This window comes from Actinobaculum suis (assembly GCF_900102025.1).
In the GTDB taxonomy this organism is placed as follows: domain Bacteria; phylum Actinomycetota; class Actinomycetes; order Actinomycetales; family Actinomycetaceae; genus Actinobaculum; species Actinobaculum suis.
On sequence record NZ_FNAU01000001.1, the window covers coordinates 283,230 to 305,466 of the forward strand.

Sequence of the window (22,237 nt, forward strand, 5' to 3'; positions counted from 1 at the left end):
ACTATTTCTTCCAGGTGCCGGCGGCAATTTCATCGAGTACGGTATCGAACTTTCCGTCCTTATAGTTTTCGAGGTGCAGGCCGTCCACGAGGATGGTCGGCACGTATTTGAAACCGTCGTCGAGGAAACGTTGCCGCAACTGTTCGAGGAGCGAGCGGTACGGATTGGAAGCTAGGTCGGACTTCATTTTTTCTATATCCGCATCGCTTACCCCTACCGTGCTGGCCAGTTCGTAGACGCGGGATACCGCCGGTTCGTCGCGCTTATCGCGCGGAATTGGTTCGCCATCGTGCACCGCGAACGGCATGCTTACGTCGTGGTACAAACGGGTGTGGTAATCGAAATACTTATCGGGCTGATTGGCGGCCATCCACAGTTCGGCTTGCTCTGCCACCGGCGAGAACTGGTATTCGGCAAAACGCAGATTTGGCTGCACCACCAGGGTGATTTGCTCGGCCTTCGTCATTTCCGTGAGCCGTTCCCCGTACTTGTCGAGCAGGAGTACGCAGTACGGGCACCACGGATCCGAATAAATGGTTACTACCGGCTTGCCTTCATTCTTGGTGCCCGCCACCAGATCTTTACCGAAGGAAATGCCCCCGTATTCGTCCATATTGGCAGGCATTTCGACGCCGGCCAAAGCCGTTCTTTCTTTCGGTATGAGCACCGGTTCGGTACTGGCAGGCGTTTGTGTTTCTCCAGCCGCCGGCGTTGCCGCGGCCGTGGCACTAGCGGCCGGGCTTGCTTCTTGCAGGCCGGCACGCGTGGTATCCGCGCATCCGGTGAGGCTCAAACTTAGGCCTGCAATAGTCGCCAAAGCGGTGATCTTAGTCTTTCTCACGAGCTTATCCTCTTTTCGCCAATCGGCATTTCTCACCGGGATCATAGCGGGAAAAGCTGAAAAGGAGTGCGAAGCGGGGCAATGCGGTTGGTGTCCGCATTGCCCCGCTCGGTTTTAGTGTTACCTTCCCGGCCGCAAATTGCCACTTGCGCGGTTGGTAACCCTCCAGCTAGCGCCCCGGCTGCGTGCGCGCCTGTTTGGCAGCGCAGACCTGCCGGCTACCAGTTTTAGCGGCCTACATGGCCTTCCTGGTAGTCCTCATCTACCTGGGTGTTCCAGGCGAAGAGAGAACGGATTTGCTGGCCGGTCTTTTCAATCGGCGCTTGTTCGTGCTCGGCACGCATTTCCTTGAATTCCGGTGCGCCCGCATCTTGGTCATCAATGAAGCGCTTGGCGAAAGCACCGTTCTGGATATCTTCGAGGATCGCCTTCATGCCCGCTTCGGCTTCCGCGCCGATTACGCGCGGCCCGGAAACGTAATCGCCGTATTCGGCGGTGTCCGAAATAGACCAGCGCATCTTCGACAGCCCGCCTTCGTAGATCAGATCCACGATGAGCTTCATTTCGTGGCAAACCTCAAAGTAGGCCATTTCCGGCTGGTAGCCAGCTTCCACGAGGGTCTTGAAACCGGCCGAAATCAGGGCGGTCAAACCGCCGCACAGTACGGCCTGTTCACCGAAGAGATCGGTTTCGGTTTCTTCCCGGAAGCTGGTCTTGATCGCACCTGCACGGGTACCACCAATCGCCTTCGCGTAGGAAAGGCCGAGATCCCACGCCTGGCCGGAAGCATCTTGTTCTACGCAGACGAGTACCGGTACGCCCCGGCCCGCTTCGTATTCGCGGCGCACGGTGTGGCCCGGGCCCTTCGGAGCCACCATGATGATGTCGTGCTGGGCATCCGGTTTGATATACCCGTAGTGGATATTGAAGCCGTGCGCGAAGAAGACTGCAGCATCGCTCTTAATATTCGGCTCGATTTCTTCTGCCCAGACCTTGCGTTGTGACTGGTCCGGGGTCAGAATCATCACGACGTCGGCATCCTTTACCGCCTCGCCTACCGGCTTTACGGTGAGACCCTGCTCGGTAGCACGGGCAATGGACTTGGAACCATCGCGCAGGCCTACTACTACTTCAACCCCGGAATCGCGCAGGTTGAGCGCATGGGCGTGCCCCTGGGAGCCGTACCCAATGATCGCTACCTTCTTGCCCTGGATGAGCGCGAGGTTAGCATCGTCGTCATGAAAAATTTCTGCCACAATAGTCTCCTTTACTACGTTCGGCTACGTCTCTAAGATTACGCGGTTTTGCTTCGACACAAGATAGTTGTTCACCGAATGAACCAGCGCATATTGTTATCTGCTCGGCCCGCGGCGCGAGCGCTGGCACGGGCCGAGTTCCTTTTTATTTACCCAGTTGCAGTTCGTGAGTCACGCGTTCGGAAAGCGAACGGGCTCCGCGTTGTAGGCCTACCGTGCCCGACTGCACAATTTCTTTGATCCCGTAGGGCTCGAGAGCAATGAGTAGAGCTTCGAGTTTCGAATCTGATCCGGTGGCCTCGATGGTAACGGCGTCGGGCACCATATCCACCACATGCACCCGGAAGAGTTCGACTACCTGCAACACGTTGGTGCGGTTGGCGTCGGTAGCGGCCACCTTGACGAGCATGAGTTTGCGCTCTACCGAGGTTTCCGATTCGAGTTCCACAATTTTGATCACGTTGATCAGCTTGTTGAGCTGTTTGGTGAGTTGTTCGAGGGGGGCTTCATCCCCGTCCACAACCAGTGTAATGCGGGAAATGGCGGGGTTTTCCGTCACTCCTACCGCAAGCGATGCAATATTGAAGCCCCGGCGGGAAAAGAGCCCGCTCACGCGGGTGAGCACACCAGGCTTATTTTCCACGAGGACTGAAAGAGTATGGCGAGATGACATTATTTTCGCTCCTTTCAGGCTTGCGTATCTTCATCGAGCTGCGGGCGCAGATCATGTGCGTACATAATCTCGTCATTGGAAACCCCGGCTGCGACCATCGGCCACACTTGGGCATCCGGAGAGGTCACGAAATCGATCACCACCGGGCGGTCGTTGATTTCCATGGCCTTGGTAATCGCGGCGTCTACGTCTTCGGCCTTTTCTACTCGCCAGCTGGCGCAATCATAGGCCTCGGAGAGTTTCACGAAATCGGGGATGTGGACGGTGCCGTCTCCGGTGTGTAGGTCGGTGTGCGAATAGCGTTCCTCGTAGAAGAGGGTTTGCCACTGGCGCACCATACCGAGCGAAGAATTGTTGATCAGCGCGACCTTGATATTGATCCCTTCCAGCCGGCAGGTGGCCAGCTCTTGATTGGTCATTTGGAAGGAACCATCGCCGTCGATCACCCACACAGTTTTTTCGGGTTGGCCAACCTTCGCGCCCATTCCCGCCGGAATGCCGTATCCCATAGTGCCGGCCCCGCACGAAGAGAGCCACTGGTGGGGATGCTCAAACTGCAGGAATTGCGCGGCCCACATTTGGTGCTGGCCCACGCCGGTTACCCAGATAACGTCATCGCTACCCACAACCTGCCCCAGCCGTTCGATTACGTACTGCGGGTTGATCAACCCGTCCGCAGTCTTTTCGTAACCGGTGGGATAGGTTTCGCGAATCTTGTTGAGATACTGCCACCATTCGGCGCGGTCTGCCTGCCCGTGCTTCGCAATTTCCTTCTTGCATTCGGCCACGAGGGCGGGCACGGTTTCTTCCAAACTGCCCACGATCGGCACGTCCGCGAAACGGTTCTTAGAGATCTCTGCCGGATCTATATCTACATGAATAATCTTCGCTTCCGGAGCAAAACCGTCCAGCGCGCCGGTAACGCGATCATCAAAACGGGCGCCCAGGGTAATGAGCAGATCCGCTTTTTGCATGGCTGCTACCGCTGGCACGGTGCCGTGCATACCCGGCATCCCCAGGTTATTCGGGTGCGAATCGGGTACTGCGCCGCGGGCTGGAAGCGTGGTAACCACAGGTGCGTTAAGTAGTTCCGAAAGTTCGACGACGTCGTCAGAAACATCGGCACGGATCGTTCCCCCGCCCACATAAAGCACGGGCTTGGTAGCTTCCGTCATGAGTTTGGCAGCGGCGCGAACCTGCCGCGCATTCGGCGTGGTAACCGGGCGGTAGCCGGGAAGATCGAAAGTGGGTGGCCATTCGAATTCAATTTCTTGGGTTTGTGCAGACTTGGTGACGTCTACGAGCACCGGGCCGGGCCGGCCGGTGGAAGCAATGTAGAAGGCTTCCGCGAGCGCCCGGGGAATATCATTGGCATCCGTGATCAAGTAGGAGTGTTTGACCATCGGCATGGAAGCCCCAACGATATCGGCTTCCTGGAAGGCATCGGTGCCGATTGCGCCGGCTCCTACCTGCCCGGTAATCGCCACGAGGGGTACCGAATCGAGCATGGCGTCCAGGAGCGTGGTTACTAGGTTTGTAGCACCGGGCCCGGAAGTGGCCATTACCACTCCGACTCTTCCAGTGGCGAGGGCGTATCCTTCGGCTGCGTGCCCGCCTCCTTGTTCGTGCCGCACTAGGATGTGCCGCATTTTTTTGGTGTCATATAGGGGGTCGTAGGTGGGCAAGATTGCGCCACCGGGAAGACCAAAAATGACATCCACATCGAGTTTTTCGAGCGAGCGTACGATCGCCTGCGCTCCCGTCATTTTTTCGCGCGCATTCTCACTGCTTTTCTCGCGTGCCGTTGCGTGCGCGGCATCGGCCGGGGTGTGTTTGGCCATTCCTCCTCCTTCAGAGCTTGGTTATGAGGTGCGACGCCGTAGCGTCATCCTCTATTCGCACGCGCTCCTAACGCTAGGCGGCCGCCGTTTCGAATATTCCGGTTCCCGTTACACAAAAAATCCCCTCACATGTGAGGGGAGCGCGCAGGGTGCCGGAAACGGTGCCTACGCGCTAGCTAATTACGAGTACGAAAATATTCGCCATGGCTTGAGAATACCTCAGGGGCCCGCCCGCGCAACCAAAATGCGTTTTCGTCTCACTATTTGGCCACGGCTGGGCCGCGCGGAATTGACCACGGGCTTATTTGACTGCTCCATCCGCCGTGCTGGCAGGTCTACCATGGTTAGCGTGGAAACAATGCCGGAACCTGAAAATACGAATGGGAGCTACCCTACCGCCCATCATGTGGTCCGTAGCGCCCGGCTGGCTCATCAGTCCCGGGCGGTTTTACGGCTTGGCATGTTGCTTTTGGCGGCCGGGGCTTCTGCTTATCGGGTGAAGCACGCGATGCAGCAATTGGCCGTGGCGCTCGGTATTGAAGATACGCATGCGGCAGTTACTTTCACGGAGATTACGCTCACCTGTTATGCGGGTGGGACTTTCCGTACCGAGACGGCCGAGCAGCGTGCCATGGGTACGAATGCGGAACGCATAGATACTTTGGTGAACTGGGTGAATAGTTTGCCACCGGCCATTTTGGTGGAGGATGCCAATGCCTATATAGATCAGGTTTCGGCCTCTCCCCCGCGCTATGGCCGGGCCTTGCTCATGCTCATTACCGGTTTTGCGTGTGCCTGTTTTTGTTTCTTGAACCGCGGCGGGATCGTGGAATGTTCGACGGTATTTTTCGCGGCTGCGGCCGGCCAGTTTTTGCGTTCGACCTTAATGCGCCGGTTGTGGAATACCTTTGGCGTGTGGTTCTTATGCGGCCTGCTATCTTGCGGTATTTATGTGGGTTTGGTGGCGTGTGGCGTGCATTTCGGGTGGATTAGTGCCGCCCACCAGGCCGGCGTGGTTTCTTCGATTTTGTTCCTAATTCCGGGGTTTCCGTTGGTCACGGCGCTCCTGGATTTATTGCGCGCTGATTTTACGGCCGGGCTTACCCGGGTCACGTATGTTTCTATTTTGTTGTTGGCAGCGGCCACGGCGGTGTGGTCGATTGTCACGTTGTTTTCCTGGGAGACGGCGGCCACGAGCGGCTATGAGTTGCCGGGCGGGGTGTTATGGGCAGCGCGGTTTGGCGCAACTTTTGTGGCCAGCTTCGGTTTTGCCATGTTGTTCCAGGCAAATCCGGCTGCTTCTGCCTTAGCGGGGCTGAATGCGGCGCTCATAAATCCGGTGCGTTTATATGCGCAAGACGCCGGAGTGATGCCCGCGTTTGCGTGTTTGATCGCGGCTTTGGCGGCGGGGCTGTTTGCGCATGCGCTTTCCTTGCGTACGCGGCATTCCCGGGTTTCGCTTTCGGTGCCGTCCGTCGTCGTGATGATTCCGGGGACGGCGATTATGCGTGCCACGCGCGACCTGGTAGATGGGAACACGGTGGCGGCGCTCAGCAGTTGGGTGCAGGAGCTGCTGGCGATTGGGGCGATAGGCGTGGGTTTGGCGGCGGCGCGGATGTTCACGGATCGCACCTGGTTGATGGAACCGCCGCATTCGCTGGTCGGGCCTTTGGGAGATTCGCGTACCACGCTCACCCCGGCCGTGCTCGCGCATGTGCGTGCCTGCAATGCGAGTGGGGTGCCCGGTAGGCGCGCCGCGGCAAGCCGGGCAAACACCGCGCACAATGCGCAAGATAATGCGGGGCCCGCACCCGAATCGGAAGCAGATGTAACCGCTCCTGATTCGTCAGGCGGGCCCCGCTGCAAAAATGCTTAGCGCCGGTTAGAAGTTAGCACCGGTTAGAAGTTAGCACCGGTTAGAAGACCGAGCCGTCAACCACGCGTACCCCGCCGCGGTCGGCGGAAGTGGTCAGGGCGGCGTAGGCGCGCAGGGCCTTGGAGACCTTGCGTGGCCGTTCTTCCTTCGGTTTCCAGGGCGCCGGGCCCATGGCGGCGCGGCGGCGGGCAAGTTCTTCGTCTGAAACATCGACGCGCAGTTCCCGCTTCGGGATATCGATAATGATCGTATCGCCTTCTTCGACCAAGCCGATTGCGCCTCCTGCGGCCGCTTCGGGCGAAATGTGGCCGATGGACAGGCCAGAGGTACCGCCGGAGAAACGTCCGTCGGTGATCAGCCCGCAGACTTTGCCCAGCCCTAAGCCCTTGAGGAAGGAAGTCGGGTAGAGCATTTCTTGCATGCCGGGCCCGCCGCGCGGACCTTCGTAGCGGATTACTACTACGTCTCCCGGGTTCACCTGCTTGGAAAGGATCAGGTGCACGGCGTCTTCTTGAGATTCGACGACGCGTGCCGGGCCTTCAAAGTGGAAGAGCGATTCGTCCACACCGGCAGTTTTTACGACGGCACCATCCGGGGCTAGGTTGCCGCGTAGCACGCACAGTCCGCCATCTGCCGTGTAGGCATGTTCGACTGAACGGATGCAACCTTGCTCAGAATCTTTATCGAGCGTTTCCCAAGTGACATCTTGGGAGAAGGCTTTGGTGGTCCGCACCCGGCCCGGTGCGGCACTGAAACGATCAATCGCTTCCGGGGAGGGATTCGGCCCGCGAATATCCCACTTTTCCAGCCAGCTCTCCAGGTCGTCGGAATGCACGGAGTGCACTGTATCTATCAGCAATCCGGCCCGATACATTTCGCCGAGCAGTGCCGGGATTCCGCCTGCCCGGTGGAAATCTTCAATATGGAATTCGGTAGAGTTTGGCGCTACTTTCACCATGCAGGGGGTGTGCCGGGAAAGCTCGTCAATATCAGCGAGCGTGAAATCTACCCCGCCTTCCTGCGCGGTAGCCAAAATGTGGAGCACTGTATTCGTGGATCCACCCATGGCAATATCCATGGCCATCGCGTTCTTGAAAGCATCCTTGGTGGCGATAGAACGCGGGAGCACGGAGGCGTCGTCGTCATCGTAGTAACGTTTCGCCAGTTTCACGACCAGGTGCCCGGCTTCCACGAAAAGGTCGCGGCGGCGTGTGGCCGTTGCCAGGGTAGAACCGTTGCCCGGCAAGGATAGGCCGAGAGCTTCCGTCAAACAGTTCATAGAATTAGCGGTAAACATGCCCGAACACGAACCGCAAGTGGGGCACGCACTTTCTTCAATGCGTGCCAGCTCATCATCGGAAATGGAATCATCAGCCGAGCCCGTCATAGCATCAATAAGGTCGATGTTGTGATTGACGACGCCGCTTACCGGCTCTCCCGATTCCATCGGGCCCCCGGAAACGAAAACGGTGGGGATATTGAGCCGCATGGCTGCAAGCAACATACCGGGAGTGATCTTGTCGCAGTTCGAGATGCAAACGAGGGCGTCTGCGGTATGGGCGTTGACCATGTATTCGATGGAATCGGCGATGATATCCCGCGAGGGCAGGGAGTAAAGCATGCCGTCGTGCCCCATGGCAATGCCATCGTCTACCGCGATGGTATTAAATTCGCGACCTACGCCGCCGGCTTCCGCAATTGCATCGGCAACAATCTTTCCCACATTCCGCAGGTGTACGTGCCCGGGCACGAACTGCGTGAACGAGTTCGCAATAGCAATAATCGGTTTCCCAAAGTCTTCCGATCCCATGCCAGTAGCGCGCCACAGCGCGCGTGCACCGGCCATATTGCGACCGGTGGTGGATGTTGCTGAACGCAAACGAGCCATCTTTATCTTTCCTCCTTATGAATCTCTCACTCTACTAGGCATGCCCGCAAAGGTTCTCCGCCGTCCACATGCTATTCATTCCCCCAGTGCTACCACCAATTCCGCGGTTTCTGTCGCAACCCTTACCACCCGAGGCAACTACCAATTCCGCGGTTTCTGTCGCAACCTTCACCACCCGAGGTAACCACCAATTCCGCGGTTTCTGTCGCAACCTTCACCACCCGAGGTAACCACCAATTCCGCGGTTTTGGTTTTAAACGCACGCGTGGGTTTTATAACGCGCGCTCACGCTACCGGTGTCCGCCCGCGCCATTACACGACTACCGCGCTACCGATTCGCTCGCGCTACCGGTGTCCGCCCGCGCCGCCACACCGCTATCGCGCTACCGCTACGGCGTCGCTAGATCACTGCCGCGCCGCGCATCGCTACTACACGGCCGCGCCGCTACTGCGCTGTGACGCACAGATGTCCGCGATCCATGTGCGCCACTACATCTGCCCCGGCAGCCGCTTCGGGACGATGGCTGACCTCAACAATGGTCAGCCCCGGCAAAGCTTCGGCAAGTTGCGCGCGAATTTGCGCTTCCAAATCCGGGTTGAGGCTGGAGGCAAACTCGTCTAAAAGTAATACGCGCGGCCGCATCAAGATCGCGCGCGCCAGGGATAGCCTTTGCACCTGGCCGCCTGATAGCGCATACCCGGTAGGCCGGCCGTGCCCGCCTTGCCCGCCAACTTTCGTATCCACGCCCTGCGGCATTTCGCGCACTTCCGCCGCCAAACCCGCAATTTCCAGGGCTTGCCAGATTTCCGCGCTGGTGGCTTGCGGGGCGCCCAGGCGCAAATTATCTGCGATAGTGCCGGCCAGCAACTGATTGCGTTGCGAAACTTCCACCACATTACGCCGCAAAGAATCCAAGGTGAACTGCGTAAGCGGCTCTCCGTCCAGGCAAATCTGCCCGTTTTCTGGATCGAAATAGCGCACCAACAAATGCAAAAGCGTGGATTTACCCGAACCGGAACGCCCTAAAATCACGGCCCGGCCCCCGGCCGGAACATGCAAAGTAACGTCCTGCAGAACCGGAGCAGGCGCTCCAGCATAGGTGAAGCTCAAGTTTTCGACGTCGATAGCCGGACCGGTAATTAGCTCCGCTTCTCGCGCCGAAACCGGCGTGGCTTGCGGAAATTCTGCGGTGCCAGCGCCCAGTTCTTTGGGACCATCGGTAACCGCGGCGGGTTCTTGGCTAATGTCGTAAAGCCTGCGCGCCGCTGCCAGCGAAGCATCCAAAGCCGCCGTCGCCTCTTCAATAGAACGCGGCAACTCGAAGCTGCGCAGCACCGCGAGCGCCAGCGCGGCTAGGCACGGCGCCGGCACGGTTCCCGCGCCCAAGGCCAGCACGGAAATGGTGCCGGCCGCGCTCAGAATCGTGTTGAGCCCGGTGCGCTGAGCGTTAGCGAATCGGGCGGGGCGGGCATGCCGGCTCACTTGCCCACCAATTTCATCCATTTCTTCGGCACGTTCCGCAGCGCGGGCAAAGGCAAGTACTTCGTCCATGCCGTACAAAGTGTCCGTCACGTGTTGGGTGAGATCCGCGCGAGCGCCGAGAAGTTTCTCGGTGGCGCGCAAGCTGGAGGAAAATCCCAGGTAGGGAATGATACACAAGGATACGAGCAGGCAGATCGCGGCGCCCGCAAGGATTTTCCAGCCGCACGTAATTCCACCAATAATAATTAGCGCTGGAGTGAGCAGGTAAGCCACCGCGAGCGGGGCTACGGTGTGCGCGTAAAAAACTTCGATGCGGTCTACGTCGCGGGTAAGTGAGGCGAGGATATCGCCAGATTTTTGCCGGATTACAACTGCCGGGGCTTTCGGCCACAATTTGGAGAACACGTAGGTACGCAAAATTTCCAGGGCGCGGAAGGCCACGTAATGGCCGGTGAACTGTTCGAGGTAGCGGAAAAGCGCTTTGAGAACCGCGCACGCTGCTATGCCTGCCACAATCCACCACGAAAACCCGAAGCTGCCGTCACCGGTGCCGGTGGCGGTGCTTCCCGCCCCAGTTTCCGGATCGACGACGCCGACCACCGCGGCCACGGCCGCATAACCGGCAAGTGCAAACATGGCAATGTCTGCAAGTATTTGTACGGCTCGGCACAGTGCGGAAATCAGCAGCGGCCCGTGCACGGGTTTAGTAATTCCCGTGAGCCAACCAATGAGCTGGCGGGTAGATAGTTGTTGCGAAGGCGTTGGCTGCGCCGCTGCCGACTCGGCAGTGTTTGGCTGCCCTGCCGGATGCGCCGCTGCCGGCTCGGCCGCCGTAGGCTGCGCGGCTGCGTGCATGTTGCCCGATGCGGCTGCGTGCGTATTGCCGGATGAAGCCTGTGCTGAAGCCTGCGCTGAAGATTTATGCGTCGCGTTCATGTCTATTCTTCCTCCCCGCGCTGCCGGGATCGACTGTGGTGCCCGATGTACGGTTCTACCTGCACGCTTGCTAGAGATTCGGCGGAAGTAGCCGGTAGGGCCTCGGCGGAATCAACCGAGTTTGAAACGTGCTGGAGCCGTCCGGCGTCGATCTCGTACACGGTATCGGCCAGGCTAGCCAAAGTGCTCCGATGGGTAATCAGCACCACGGTCCACTCCGGTGGCAGCCCGGAAATAGCGTCGATAATGTGCGCTTCGGATTCGAGATCAATTTGACTGGTGGGTTCATCGAGAAGAAGAATCTTGCGTCCCGAAAGCAAGGCGCGGGCTAGCGCGATTCTTTGTGCTTGCCCACCGGAGAGCATCGCGGCGTCTTCCCCAATATAAGTTTGCAAGCCGTGCGGCATGGCACGTACTTCTTCCGCGATATGCGCGGCAGAAAGCGCCTGCCAAATCTCGGCCTCGCTAGCCTGCGGCGCCGCGAAACGCATATTCTCGGCAATCGTTCCGGTAAACATCCAGGTTTTTTGAGCAACAACCGCAGAGGCTTGCCGCAGCCCTCCCGGATCGCCCGGGCTGGCAACTTCCACGCCCACCCGAATGGTGCCGGTTTGGGGTGCCAGAGCCCCGCGTAAAAGCCCCATAAGCGTGCTCTTCCCGGCCCCGCTCGGTCCGATGATTGCTACTTTTTCGCCCCTCCGCACTTCCAGTGATACCTCACGTAAAACTGGCCCGCGCCCATAATCAAAACTCAAGCCCTGGGCGCTAATAGCTAGCTCCGCGGCCGGCCCGCCCGAATCCGAGCGGCCACGAGAATCACGGTGCCCACCAGACCCGTGCGGGTCGATTTTTTGGTAGGTCGAGATCGCCCGCGCGGCGGCACGCCCTCCCATCCCGATGTAGAAGAACCCGGCCACTTGGGAAAGCGGGTCGAGCAACAAGGTGGTCAACAAAACCGCGGCCAGAGCGCTTTCCGGGGTGAGTACCGCGGCGCGCGCGACCACCAAACCGGTTGCCAAACAGATCAGAAGTAGCCCGCACAAGCCGTCTACCACGATAATCACAACCTGATTTCCCGCCAAAATCCGCATAATAGATAGGCGGTTGGCTTCTCCGCGCCGGGCAAGTTCCTTTTCCACGCGCTCCCCTGCCCCGCACAGCCGGATCAGACTCATGTTTTTAATAGCGTCTAGGTACGCGGCGGAAAGTTCCTCCCGACGCCGCCGATTCGCCGCCGAAGATTTCCTAAAGAACCGCATAAATAAGCCCAGCAGAACCGGAATCAGGGGAACCGCTACCATCACTCCGAAACCAACCACGGGGTCGATGGCGATACCGATATAGAAAAGCACTCCGAAGGGCACAAGTAACGAAGCTATCGCTACCCCAAGGTAACCTTGCCGATATTCAGTTACTCGTTCCACCATGCTCGTAAGCAACGGAACCGTGCGGCCCGCGGAATAAACTTTTGTACTTCCCGCCGCGGACAGCGCAAACGTTTGTTCCAGCAGGCTACGGCGCAGCCGGCGTTCTTCAGCGCGGGCCGCCGCCCCACCAGTTCCCTTTTCCGCAAAGGCACACAACCCGGCCAGCACGATGCAAATACCCGCCACCCACAGGTAAGTACTGCGCGAAGAAGTAGCGGCACTTGCTGCAACCAGTTTGGCACCGGCCGTAAAACCCGCCGTCAGAAAAGCCATGGTGGCAATCCGCCAGGCCCCCGCTGCGGCTGCCCCCACTCGCCCCGGCTCTATTTTCATGCTTCCACCTTCTGTGTTGCTTCCTTATTCGCGCCGCGGTTTAGCGCTGCGGTTCCGTGCTGCGGTTCCGCGCTACGGTTCCGCGCTACGGTTCTGCGCTGCGGTTCCGCGCCGAGGTTCCGCGCCGCGGCTTTCTGCTATTCGCGCCACAATCTTTGGCGCCGCAATTTCTCGTGCGCCTCTCGTGCGCCTCTCGTGCGCCTCTCGTGCGTCCTACGTTTTAGACCCACCGCTTCCGATTTAGACCCGCCGCTTCCGATTTAACCCCGCCGCTTCGCGTTCCGCATTTCGGACCCTCCGCATTATCTTAGCGCCTGGGCAGAAAGTCCTTCTCTATGAGATCTCCTTGAGGTGTTGCAAAATGGCGCGTACCGTGCTTTACGCTATTTGTAATATTCGGCTATCAATATATAAGAAGGAGCACACTTGCCCGTCACTAAGACAGACAGTGGGGCAATAACCCCCATTAATGCTGGTCACACAGCTCGCAATTCCACACCTCGCGAACTAACCTTCCGCGCGGTGGTAATTGGCGGCATCATCACCTTGGTTTTCACGGCAGCAAATGTTTACCTTGGCCTCAAGTCCGGCCTTACATTTGCTACTTCTATTCCTGCAGCCGTTATTTCCATGGTCATCCTGGCTCGTACCAAGCACACGATCCAGGAAAACAATATTGTGCAGACGATCGCTTCCGCGGCCGGCACCCTTTCCGCGATTATCTTCGTAATTCCCGGCCTTGTTATGATCGGCTGGTGGGCGGAATTCCCCTTCTGGACCACGGTTGCGGTATGTCTGGTAGGCGGCGTTTTGGGCGTCATGTACTCCATCCCGCTCCGGCGCGCTCTCGTCACGCATTCCGACCTGAAATATCCGGAAGGCGTGGCAGCTGCGGAAGTCCTCAAAGTTGGTGCTTCCGAAAAGGGGACGGCCGAAAATAAACGGGGCATGTGGGCGATTATTACCGGGGGTCTGGCTTCCGCCGCTTTCTCGATCCTCAGTTCCATGAAGTTGGCGGCCTCTAATATTTCCGGCGCCTTCAAAATTGGTGCCGGCGGAACTTCCCTCGGATTCGGTTTTTCCTTCGCGCTCATCGGGATTGGCCACCTGGTTGGCCTCGGCGTGGGCGTGGCCATGATAGTCGGCGTCGTTATTGGGGTAGGCGTGCTTCTCCCCACGTTCTCGCAAGGGCAGATCGATCCCGGTAACCTATCGGATTCGCTTTCCACCGTATTTTCTAATGACGTGCGTTTTGTGGGCGCCGGCGTGATCGCGGTGGCCGCGGTGTGGGCGCTGATTAAAGTTCTCCGGCCGATCTATCGCGGGATTCGCGATTCGGTTGCTTCTTCGCAAAAGCGCGCCCATGGCGAAAAAGTAGACCTGACGGAGCAAGACATTCCGGCCCGAATTGTGGGCGGAGTAATTTTGGTGTGCATGGTCCCTATTGCTTTCCTGCTCTGGGATTTCATTCAAGATACGGTGCTGCGCGGCGCGGAACTAAAACTGATTGCGGTTTCGGTTATCGTCACCTTCCTCATCGGAATTTTGGTGGCGGCAGTGTGCGGGTACATGGCCGGCCTGATCGGTTCTTCAAACTCACCGATTTCCGGGGTAGGAATCTTGGTGGTTCTGCTCGGGGCGCTGATCATGCGGTTTACGTACGGGCCGGCGGATGCGAAAGAAATCTTCGCGCTCACCGCTTTCACCCTTTTTGTCACCTCAATTATTTTCGGTATCGCAACGATTTCGAACGATAATCTGCAAGATCTGAAAACCGGTCAATTGGTCGGCGCAACTCCGTGGAAACAGCAGGTGGCGCTGGTAATCGGCGTCGTTTTTGGTTCCCTGATTATTCCGGTAGTACTGAATTTGATGGCGAACGCTTTTGGGTTCCAGGGAATGGAAGGCGCCGGCAAAAATGCGCTGGCCGCTCCGCAAGCTACCTTGATCTCTTCGCTTGCCGCCGGCGTTTTGGGCGGCACTATGGATTGGAGCCTGCTCGGACTAGGCGCGATTATAGGCATCGTAATCATCATTATCGACGAAGTACTCAAAGCGAAAACGGAGAAGCTTTCTCTGCCCGCGCTCGCCGTGGGTATGGGAATCTACCTGCCGATGAGTACCACGGTTACGATCGCGGTTGGCGCGGTAATTGGGGCGCTGTATGACCGCTGGGTGCAGGCGAGCGGTGATGCGGACGGAGCGAAGAAACGCACCGGCACGCTTCTCGCTACCGGTTTCATCGTCGGGGAAAGCTTATGGGGCGTGATAAACGCGGCCATTATCGGTTTCTCCGGTAACGATTCTCCCCTCGCCGTAGTGGGCGATTCCTTCGCTATCCCGGCGCTTTTCCTCGGCATCGTGCTTTTCTGCGGAGCGATTTTCTATCTCTACCGCACTACCGCGAAGAAGGCTTCCGCCACATAACTAGAAATTACGACGCCGGTTTAAGGCGCCTTTCCTGACGCTCGCTTCGCCTGAAACTCCAGAAGCAAGGCGGGTTCGGGCCCGGCAAAACCGTGCGCAAGCAGAAAACACAAGGACGCAAACCGCGGAATTGGTCAACCTTGGGTACCAATTCCGCGGTTTGTACCTTTTCGGAGATTAGCGCTCCGCAAGCTGCGCAGGGCTCTTGGAATCAGTGGACAAAATCTTTACTACGCATTACTCTTTCTTGAGGATTGCTTTTATTGACCATTGTTTCATGGTGAACGAGGCAGGGACTAAATCCAGGTTGACTAAATCGAGTTTTCTGGGGCAGGGTCCTTCAAGGAGGAAGACATGAGCGAGTCCGGAAAAGGTAACGAGACCACGAAACAGCTCGCGCATTACGCCAAGCTTTCCGCGCGCGCGAGCAAAATATCGCCGCGTGAATACTTGAAATACGACGTTAAGCGCGGCCTGCGCAACGCAAATGGCACCGGCGTCAACGTGGGTGTTACCCGTATTTCCAGCGTCACCGGATACCGCACCGAAGGCGAAAAAGTTATCCCCGAACCGGGCAAAATGTATTACCGCGGGATCGACGTCGAAGAACTCGTGGCCGGCCTGGATACGGATGTACATACCGGCTACGAGGAAGTTGTTTACCTACTGCTTTTTGATGAGCTCCCCACGTGGCCGGAACTGCGTGAGTTCGAGTCCTATCTCAATGATGAACGGCACTTACCCGAAAACTTCAAAGAGAATGTGATCCTCAATCAGCCCTCGAATAACATTATGAACTACTTGCAGCGCATGATTTTGGCGCTGTATTCCTACAGTGAAGATCCGGAAAACACCAGCCCGGAATCGCTCCTGAAAAAGGGCCTGCAAATCCTGGCAAAGATGCCCACCATGATCGCTTACGGGTACATGGCCCAACAACATTATTACAACAACCAGTCTTTGGTTTTGCACGCGCCGATCTACGCTAGTTCCGCGGAAAACATTTTGCACATGGTCCGCCAAGATACCCAGTACACGGCCGAGGAAGCCCGCCTTTTAGACCTCCTCCTCGTAGTCCATGCCGAACACGGGGGCGGGAACAATTCGGCCTTTACCACTAACGTTATTTCTTCGTCCGGAACCGATATCTTTTCCACAATTTCGGCCGCCGTCGGCTCCCTGAAAGGTGTTAAACACGGGGGCGCGAACCTAAAAGCCACGAAAATGATCGACGATATTCTCGAACATGTTTCCGATCCGCGTAGCGACGTCGAAATAGAAACCTATTTGCGCCGGGTTTTGGACGGAAAAGCCTTTGATCGCAGCGGAATTATTTACGGTATGGGCCATGCGGTATACACTCTTTCTGATCCGCGCGCCCAGTTGCTAAAGCGCGGCCTGGAAAAGCTCGCGCAAAACAATCCGCGTTCTTTGGCACGCTTGCATGTGGCCCAGCGGGTGGAGGCCATCACCCGGCAGCTCATGAAGGAAAAGAAGGGCTCCGATTTCGAGATTTGCGCCAATATAGATCTCTACTCGGGAATTGTTTACCAAATGCTGAACATCCCGCCTACGCTTTACACTCCGATCTTCGCTGCCGCGCGCATTGCCGGCTGGCTCGCACATATCCTGGAGCAAACCTCCGACGGAAAAATTATGCGCCCGGCCTACATTGCTTTGCAGGAAGATGCACAGTACATTCCGATTTCCGAAAGAAAGAGGGGCGGTCACAATCATGACCTTCGATAAGGAGAAGTACGCGAGCACGCTCGAAGTTACTACCGGCCAGAGCACTTCCCTGGAACCGGCGGAAACTACCACCTACACGTACTATGATTTGCCGCGCCTGGCGGAAAATACCGGCATTGAGCTGGCGCGCTTGCCTTATACTATCCGGATTTTGCTGGAGTCTGCGGTGCGTCAGTACGACGCCGACCGGGTCACTTCCTCCCACCTTCGCCACCTTTTGCGGTGGCAAGATACCCAGGTTAAAGAAGAATATCCTTTCCGTCCGCAGCGCGTGATTTTGCAGGATTTCACCGGGGTGCCGGCAATCGTGGATCTGGCTTCCATGCGCGATGCGATGGCCAAACTTGGCTTTTCACCCCGCGCCATCAATCCCGATATCCCGGTGGATTTGGTGATTGACCATTCGGTACAGGTGGATTTCTTTGGCTCGGAAGAGGCAATTGCGCAAAACCAAGCGAAAGAATTCGAACGCAATAAGGAGCGTTATGAGTTCATCAAGTGGGCGCAGAATGCCTTCGATAATTTCAAGGTGATCCCTAATAATACGGGGATTGTGCACCAGGTAAATATCGAGTACTTGGCTAAGGTAATCGATACTTATACTGACGCGCAGGGCCGGCGCATTGCCGCCCCGGATTCCGTGTTCGGCACGGATTCTCATACGCCGATGGTAAATTCCCTGGGCGTGCTCGGCTGGGGTGTGGGCGGGATTGAAGCCGAAGCTGCGATGCTCGGCCAGTTCTCTTACAACCCGCTTCCGGAAGTGGTGGGAGTGGAGCTAACGGGCCAGCTCCGGCCTGAAGTTAATGCGACGGACCTCGTGTTGGCTATTACTGAAAAGTTGCGTGCCTTTAACGTGGTCGGTAAATTTGTGGAGTTTTACGGGGAAGGTGCCCGCGCCCTCACTTTGCCGGACCGTGCCACGATTTCGAATATGGCTCCCGAATACGGGGCCACCGTGGGCTTCTTCCCGATTGACGCGGAAACTTTGGATTATTTGCGGGTTACGAACCGGCCCGAAAGCCAGGTTGCGCTGGTGGAGGCGTATGCGAAACGCAATGGCTTGTGGGCGGATCCGGCGGCGCGTATCGACTATTCGGCACGTGTTTCCATCGATCTGGCAGAGATCCAGACCGCAATTTCGGGCCCCAAACGGCCCCAAGATCGCATTTATTTGCGGGACGTCGAATCAGAGTTTGCCAAAACTTTGACCCGGCCGGCCGGACCACAAGGTTTCGGACTGGACGAGGCAGAGGCGCGTAAAACTGCCCAGCTTGATTTCCAGGGAGAGCATTTCACTCTCGGCCACGGTGCGATATTTATTGCCGCAATTACCTCGTGCACTAACACTTCTAACCCGTATGTGATGATGGCTGCAGGTCTCATCGCGCGCAATGCTTCCCAGCGCGGCCTGCAGGTCCCCGCCTATGTGAAAACTTCTTTGGCACCCGGTTCAAAAACCGTTACTGACTACTATATTAATTCCGGTTTGGCGCCGTATCTCAATGCTTTGGGCTTCAACGTAGTGGGCTATGGGTGTACTACTTGTATTGGCAATTCGGGCCCCTTGCATCCGGAGCTGTCGAAGTTTATTGCTGAAAGCGGGATTGTTTCAGCTTCCGTGCTTTCCGGGAACCGAAATTTCGAGGGTCGGATTAATCCGGATATCCAGGCAAATTATCTGGCTTCCCCGCCGCTGGTTATTGCTTTTGCCTTGGCGGGGCGGATCGATATTGATTTCTCTACGACGCCGCTCGGGTACGACGCCGCGGGTGCTCCGGTTTTCCTGCGGGATATTTGGCCCACGCAGGAAGAAATTGCTGACTATGTACACCGCTTTGTCACGCGGGATATCTATTCCGGTACGTACGCGGATCTATATTCGGGGAACGAACAATGGTTGGCATTGCCGGCCGGCACGGGCGAGGTTTATGAGTGGAACGAGAATTCCACGTATATTCAAAATCCGCCCTATTTCGAAGATATGGAACCGGAAACCGGTGCTCTTCCCGATATTTCTGGTTTGCGGGTACTTGCCAAGTTTGGCGATTCGGTGACTACAGATCATATTTCCCCGGCCGGAGCGATCGTTCCCACTTCGCCAGCGGGCTTGTATTTGCAAGAGCGGGGCGTTGAACCGCGCGACTTTAATTCTTACGGGTCGCGGCGAGGTAACCACGAAGTGATGATGCGTGGCACTTTTGCGAATATCCGGCTGACTAATCAGATCGCGGGCGGAAAAATTGGTGGATACACCACGTATTGGCCTACTGGCGAGGTGATGCCGATTTACGACGCCGCTATGGGTTACAAGAAGAGCGGTACGGGCCTGGTGATTCTCGCGGGGAAGGATTACGGTATGGGTTCTTCGCGCGATTGGGCTGCGAAGGGCGCTTCCCTATTGAATGTGAAGGCCGTTATTGCTCGGTCCTATGAACGTATCCATCGGGCTAATCTGGTGATGATGGGGATTTTACCGCTGGAGTTCATGGGCGAAGAAGATGCCGATTCACTCGGGCTAACCGGCACGGAAGTTTTCGATATTGCTTTGCCAGAAAAGCTTGGAATCCACGAAGTAGTTGAAGTTACGGCTCGGGATCCGGAGACCGGAGCCGAAACCTCCTTTAGGGCCTTAGCCCGCCTGGATTCCACGGCCGATTTGGATTACTACCATAATGCTGGGATCCTGCCCTACGTAATCCGCAATAAAGCCCTAGCGTAATTCAGGCTTTAGTTAACCCGGTGGGGGTTGGGGAGGCGCGGCAGCGCCTCCCCAACCCCCACCGGGTTTATTGGACCTTATGTACTTCTAGCCTGCTCTTGTGTATGGCTGTGCAGCTTGCTGGCGGCCAGGTTTATCCTGCCGCCGCCGAGCTGATTTACCCTACACTCGCCTCATTTAGCTCGCGGGTAGATTGCTGATTACTGCGGCAGCATATTCGGTGGTGCCGCAGTTACCGCCGAGGTCTGCCGTGTAGTTTTCCGGATTGCGCAGAGTCTCGTGGATGGCGGCACGAATCCGGTCCGCGCAGGTTTTTTGCCCAATATGGTCAAGCATCATGCACGCGGAGAGAATTAGCGCCGTCGGGTTGGCTTTATTTTGCCCGGCAATGTCTGGCGCGGTGCCGTGTACGGCCTCGAAGATTGCCATCTCATCACCAATATTTGCGCCGGGCACCAGGCCGAGGCCGCCAATCAGCCCGGCCATCAGGTCAGAAAGAATATCGCCGTAGAGGTTCTCGGTCACGATCACTTGGAATTTGTGGGGATTCATGACGAGTTGCATTGCCATGTTGTCCACTAGCACTTCTTGCAGTTCAATTTCCGGGTAGTCCGTCGCGATTTTCCGCCCGCACTCCAAGAACATGCCGTCTGTCAGCTTCATAATATTGGCCTTGGTAACCACCGCTACCTTGTTCCGACCCGTATTACGAGCATATTCAAAGGCCTGCCGAATGATTCTTTCCGATGCCGCCCGCGTAATTATTTTGATCGAATGCGCTTCATCTTCCGAAATCTGCTCTTCCACCCCGGCATATAGATCTTCCGTATTCTCGCGGAAAAGTACCAGATCCAAATCCGTGAACTTTGCCGGCACATCCCCCAAGTTCATGACCGGGCGAATATTTGCGTAAAGATCGTACCGTTTACGTAAGGCCACGTTTGCAGAACGAAAACCGGTGCCGATCGGCGTCGTCATTGGCCCCTTAATACCGACCTTTGTTTCCTCTAGGCTCGAAAACACGTTATCAGGGATGAGGGTACCCGTTTCCTCATATACTTCCGCTCCCGCCTTAACGGTTCGCCATTGCATATCGGCACCCGCAGCTTCGACCACCTTCTGCATCGCCGCCGTAATTTCCGGACCGATTCCATCACCGGGAATAACGGTAATCGCTACCATGAGGCCTCCTAAGTCAGTTTTTTCTCCAGCTAACTTCAGTATTCTATCTAGCTTTGGTCACTCACGGTTTTTATTCTCATCTACCTTTACTTGTGTGAGCACGAACCGGGTTGCTTCTACCGCAGTGAGTGCATGTAGTTCATGGGGCCGCATGTATACGACGTCGCCCGGCACCAGGTTCTTTTCCTCGCCTTTCATGGTGAAAAGTATGTTGCCTGAGACTACTGTTACGACCGCCGCGCACGTGCTGGTGTGCTCGGACAGGGCCTGCCCCTCGTCCATCGTGAATTCGGTAATGCTCAGAAGCTGGTTCTCGACGAGTACGCGTGATGTGATGGCGTCTTTGACCAGCGGTAACTCTGTGCTCATCTCGGTATGGAAGCTTGATGTTTGCATGCACCCGGTATTGCTTTGCGCCTGGTCAGCTGATTTTTCGTTGCTTTTGCACTGGCAGTGCGTTGATTTGGCATTGTTCATTTGCGCCTCCTTGGCTATTGACTCATTAGTATTTACCGGTCAGGCTAGCCTCACCTAGGCTAGCCGAGCAAGGAGCTTCCGCTTCGGGAAGGTAATGCGTTCGTGCCCGATTTCATTAGCTGATTGCGACGCTGACCGGGTTGAGAATTCCACCTGGTAACCACACTTACCCTTACAGCTGCTCCCCGACCTACATGTTTATTTTATAAGCGCCGGGACCGGCTTCCAAGGCGGGCTGGGTGGGGCGATGCCTAGGCTATCGGCGGCCACACACCCGTCGGATACAAATTCACAACCACTGCACCATCCGTGGAAGCCACTTAGAAAACGTCGACAACTTGCGGGCAAACCCACACATAAGCTACGCCGCCGCCTTGTGGCGTAAATGCTACCCCCATGTTCACTTTCCGGGGGTGGACGGCGAAAAGAATTGGCCCAAGCGCACTCGCGCTATGTGCCGTTGGTGGCGGATGGGCTTGATACTGGTCCGACGCTTCAGGATGGGTTCGAGTAGGTGACGCAGTAATGGTGGATCGCCCTTGGAATTTCCCTATTTTTATTGCTTCCAAGGTTTGTCGAGCTCTTCCAGAAAGCCGCTGATCAGAAAGAAGCTAGTCGGGAAGAAGTTAGTCGGGAATAAGCTCGCGTTTGGTTTATTCGCCGGCAGGTCGCCCAATCTGCGAAGTCTCGCGGCGTGGTCCCGGTTGAGGTTGCCTTAGGGTGAAGTGCCCAGGGTTTTCTTCCGTCTAAGTAGACGGGAAAATCTGGGGCACTTCGGTTAAATAAAAAAATGGGGGCCTACCCAGGCCCCCAACAAACAACAAAACCACAGCTAGCCAACCGACCAGCAGCCACGATTAGCCGACCAACCAGCCAACCACCCAGCTACAACAAACAACCAAACAGATTAGCCCGCAGACCAACCAGCAACCACGCCCAAACAGACTAGCCCGCAGGCCAAACAAGCAGTTAAACAGGCAAAGCGGGAACCACCCCCAAAAAGAGTATCCCCGCTAAACCCACAAAAATATTTTTGGCGGCAGCGACCTACTCTCCCACGCCCTCCCGAGCGCAGTACCATCAGCGCAGGCGACCTTAGCTACCGGGTTCGAAATGGAAACCGGGC

At 56.9% G+C, this 22,237-nt stretch carries 13 protein-coding genes and 1 rRNA gene; 4 read left to right on the forward strand and 10 right to left on the reverse strand.

The genetic code is table 11. The features are described 5' to 3' along the window. Position 1 precedes the first annotated feature (1 nt). The 4 genes from BLT47_RS01110 to BLT47_RS01125 form a co-directional block, all read right to left on the reverse strand. The gene (locus BLT47_RS01110) at positions 2-841 is read right to left on the reverse strand and encodes a DsbA family protein (protein WP_074660803.1); all 840 of its coding nucleotides are present in this window, start codon (positions 839-841) and stop codon (positions 2-4) included. A gap of 227 nt (positions 842-1,068) precedes the next feature. After that, entirely contained in the window at positions 1,069-2,100 is a 1,032-nt protein-coding gene (ilvC, locus tag BLT47_RS01115) for a ketol-acid reductoisomerase (protein WP_074660805.1), read from the reverse strand. A 142-nt stretch (positions 2,101-2,242) separates the two neighbouring features. Continuing rightward, complete coding sequence (gene ilvN, locus BLT47_RS01120) at positions 2,243-2,770, reverse strand: acetolactate synthase small subunit (RefSeq protein ID WP_049619867.1); 528 nt, start codon at positions 2,768-2,770, stop codon at positions 2,243-2,245. A gap of 14 nt (positions 2,771-2,784) precedes the next feature. Continuing rightward, entirely contained in the window at positions 2,785-4,611 is a 1,827-nt protein-coding gene (locus BLT47_RS01125; RefSeq protein ID WP_074660808.1) for an acetolactate synthase large subunit, read from the reverse strand. Positions 4,612-4,969: 358 nt separating this feature from the next. On the opposite strand from BLT47_RS01125, the gene BLT47_RS01130 reads away from it, so the two are divergent. After that, a complete protein-coding gene (locus tag BLT47_RS01130) occupies positions 4,970-6,487 on the forward strand; it encodes a threonine/serine exporter family protein (RefSeq protein WP_074660811.1) in 1,518 nt (505 codons plus the stop codon). Between the two features lie 40 nt (positions 6,488-6,527). Here the strand turns inward: BLT47_RS01130 and ilvD are convergent, their stop codons facing one another. The 3 genes from ilvD to BLT47_RS01145 all read right to left on the reverse strand — a co-directional run bounded on the left by ilvD (position 6,528) and on the right by BLT47_RS01145 (position 12,554). Continuing rightward, the gene (gene ilvD / locus BLT47_RS01135) at positions 6,528-8,375 is read right to left on the reverse strand and encodes a dihydroxy-acid dehydratase (protein ID WP_049619865.1); all 1,848 of its coding nucleotides are present in this window, start codon (positions 8,373-8,375) and stop codon (positions 6,528-6,530) included. A 445-nt stretch (positions 8,376-8,820) separates the two neighbouring features. Next, entirely contained in the window at positions 8,821-10,794 is a 1,974-nt protein-coding gene (locus BLT47_RS01140; protein WP_218122529.1) for an amino acid ABC transporter ATP-binding/permease protein, read from the reverse strand. A 2-nt stretch (positions 10,795-10,796) separates the two neighbouring features. Then, positions 10,797-12,554 (reverse strand): ATP-binding cassette domain-containing protein, encoded by a 1,758-nt coding sequence (locus BLT47_RS01145; RefSeq protein ID WP_083329966.1) that lies wholly within the window; start codon positions 12,552-12,554, stop codon positions 10,797-10,799. Positions 12,555-13,019: 465 nt separating this feature from the next. Here BLT47_RS01145 and BLT47_RS01155 point away from each other — a divergent pair, with 465 nt between their 5' ends. The 3 genes from BLT47_RS01155 (at position 13,020) to acnA (ending at position 19,452) form a co-directional block, all read left to right on the forward strand. Then, complete coding sequence (locus tag BLT47_RS01155; RefSeq protein ID WP_083329978.1) at positions 13,020-14,981, forward strand: OPT family oligopeptide transporter; 1,962 nt, start codon at positions 13,020-13,022, stop codon at positions 14,979-14,981. A 354-nt stretch (positions 14,982-15,335) separates the two neighbouring features. Beyond that, positions 15,336-16,730 (forward strand): citrate synthase, encoded by a 1,395-nt coding sequence (locus BLT47_RS01160; RefSeq protein ID WP_065414849.1) that lies wholly within the window; start codon positions 15,336-15,338, stop codon positions 16,728-16,730. After that, positions 16,717-19,452 (forward strand): aconitate hydratase AcnA, encoded by a 2,736-nt coding sequence (acnA, locus tag BLT47_RS01165; RefSeq protein ID WP_082160096.1) that lies wholly within the window; start codon positions 16,717-16,719, stop codon positions 19,450-19,452. Before BLT47_RS01160 ends, acnA begins: the two co-directional genes overlap by 14 nt. A gap of 177 nt (positions 19,453-19,629) precedes the next feature. Here acnA and BLT47_RS01170 read toward each other — a convergent pair whose 3' ends face one another. From BLT47_RS01170 to rrf, 3 genes are all read right to left on the reverse strand, one after another. Beyond that, positions 19,630-20,634: an isocitrate/isopropylmalate dehydrogenase family protein gene (locus BLT47_RS01170; protein ID WP_049619860.1), complete on the reverse strand. Its 1,005-nt coding sequence runs from the start codon at positions 20,632-20,634 to the stop codon at positions 19,630-19,632. A gap of 57 nt (positions 20,635-20,691) precedes the next feature. After that, positions 20,692-21,003, reverse strand: coding sequence for a cupin domain-containing protein (locus BLT47_RS01175; protein WP_197077832.1), 312 nt, complete (start codon positions 21,001-21,003; stop codon positions 20,692-20,694). 1,142 nt (positions 21,004-22,145) lie between these two features. Next, positions 22,146-22,237: ribosomal RNA gene (gene rrf, locus BLT47_RS01180) — 5S ribosomal RNA — on the reverse strand; the annotation flags it as partial.

Coding starts and splice junctions, on each gene's coding strand:
- ilvN (WP_049619867.1), bottom strand. CDS start 2,770: ATGTCATCTCGCCATACTCTTTCAGTCCTCGTGGAAAATAAGCCTGGT.
- BLT47_RS01125 (WP_074660808.1), bottom strand. CDS start 4,611: ATGGCCAAACACACCCCGGCCGATGCCGCGCACGCAACGGCACGCGAG.
- BLT47_RS01130 (WP_074660811.1), top strand. CDS start 4,970: ATGCCGGAACCTGAAAATACGAATGGGAGCTACCCTACCGCCCATCAT.
- ilvD (WP_049619865.1), bottom strand. CDS start 8,375: ATGGCTCGTTTGCGTTCAGCAACATCCACCACCGGTCGCAATATGGCC.
- BLT47_RS01140 (WP_218122529.1), bottom strand. CDS start 10,794: ATGAACGCGACGCATAAATCTTCAGCGCAGGCTTCAGCACAGGCTTCA.
- BLT47_RS01145 (WP_083329966.1), bottom strand. CDS start 12,554: ATGAAAATAGAGCCGGGGCGAGTGGGGGCAGCCGCAGCGGGGGCCTGG.
- BLT47_RS01160 (WP_065414849.1), top strand. CDS start 15,336: ATGAGCGAGTCCGGAAAAGGTAACGAGACCACGAAACAGCTCGCGCAT.
- acnA (WP_082160096.1), top strand. CDS start 16,717: ATGACCTTCGATAAGGAGAAGTACGCGAGCACGCTCGAAGTTACTACC.
- BLT47_RS01170 (WP_049619860.1), bottom strand. CDS start 20,634: ATGGTAGCGATTACCGTTATTCCCGGTGATGGAATCGGTCCGGAAATT.
- BLT47_RS01175 (WP_197077832.1), bottom strand. CDS start 21,003: ATGAGCACAGAGTTACCGCTGGTCAAAGACGCCATCACATCACGCGTA.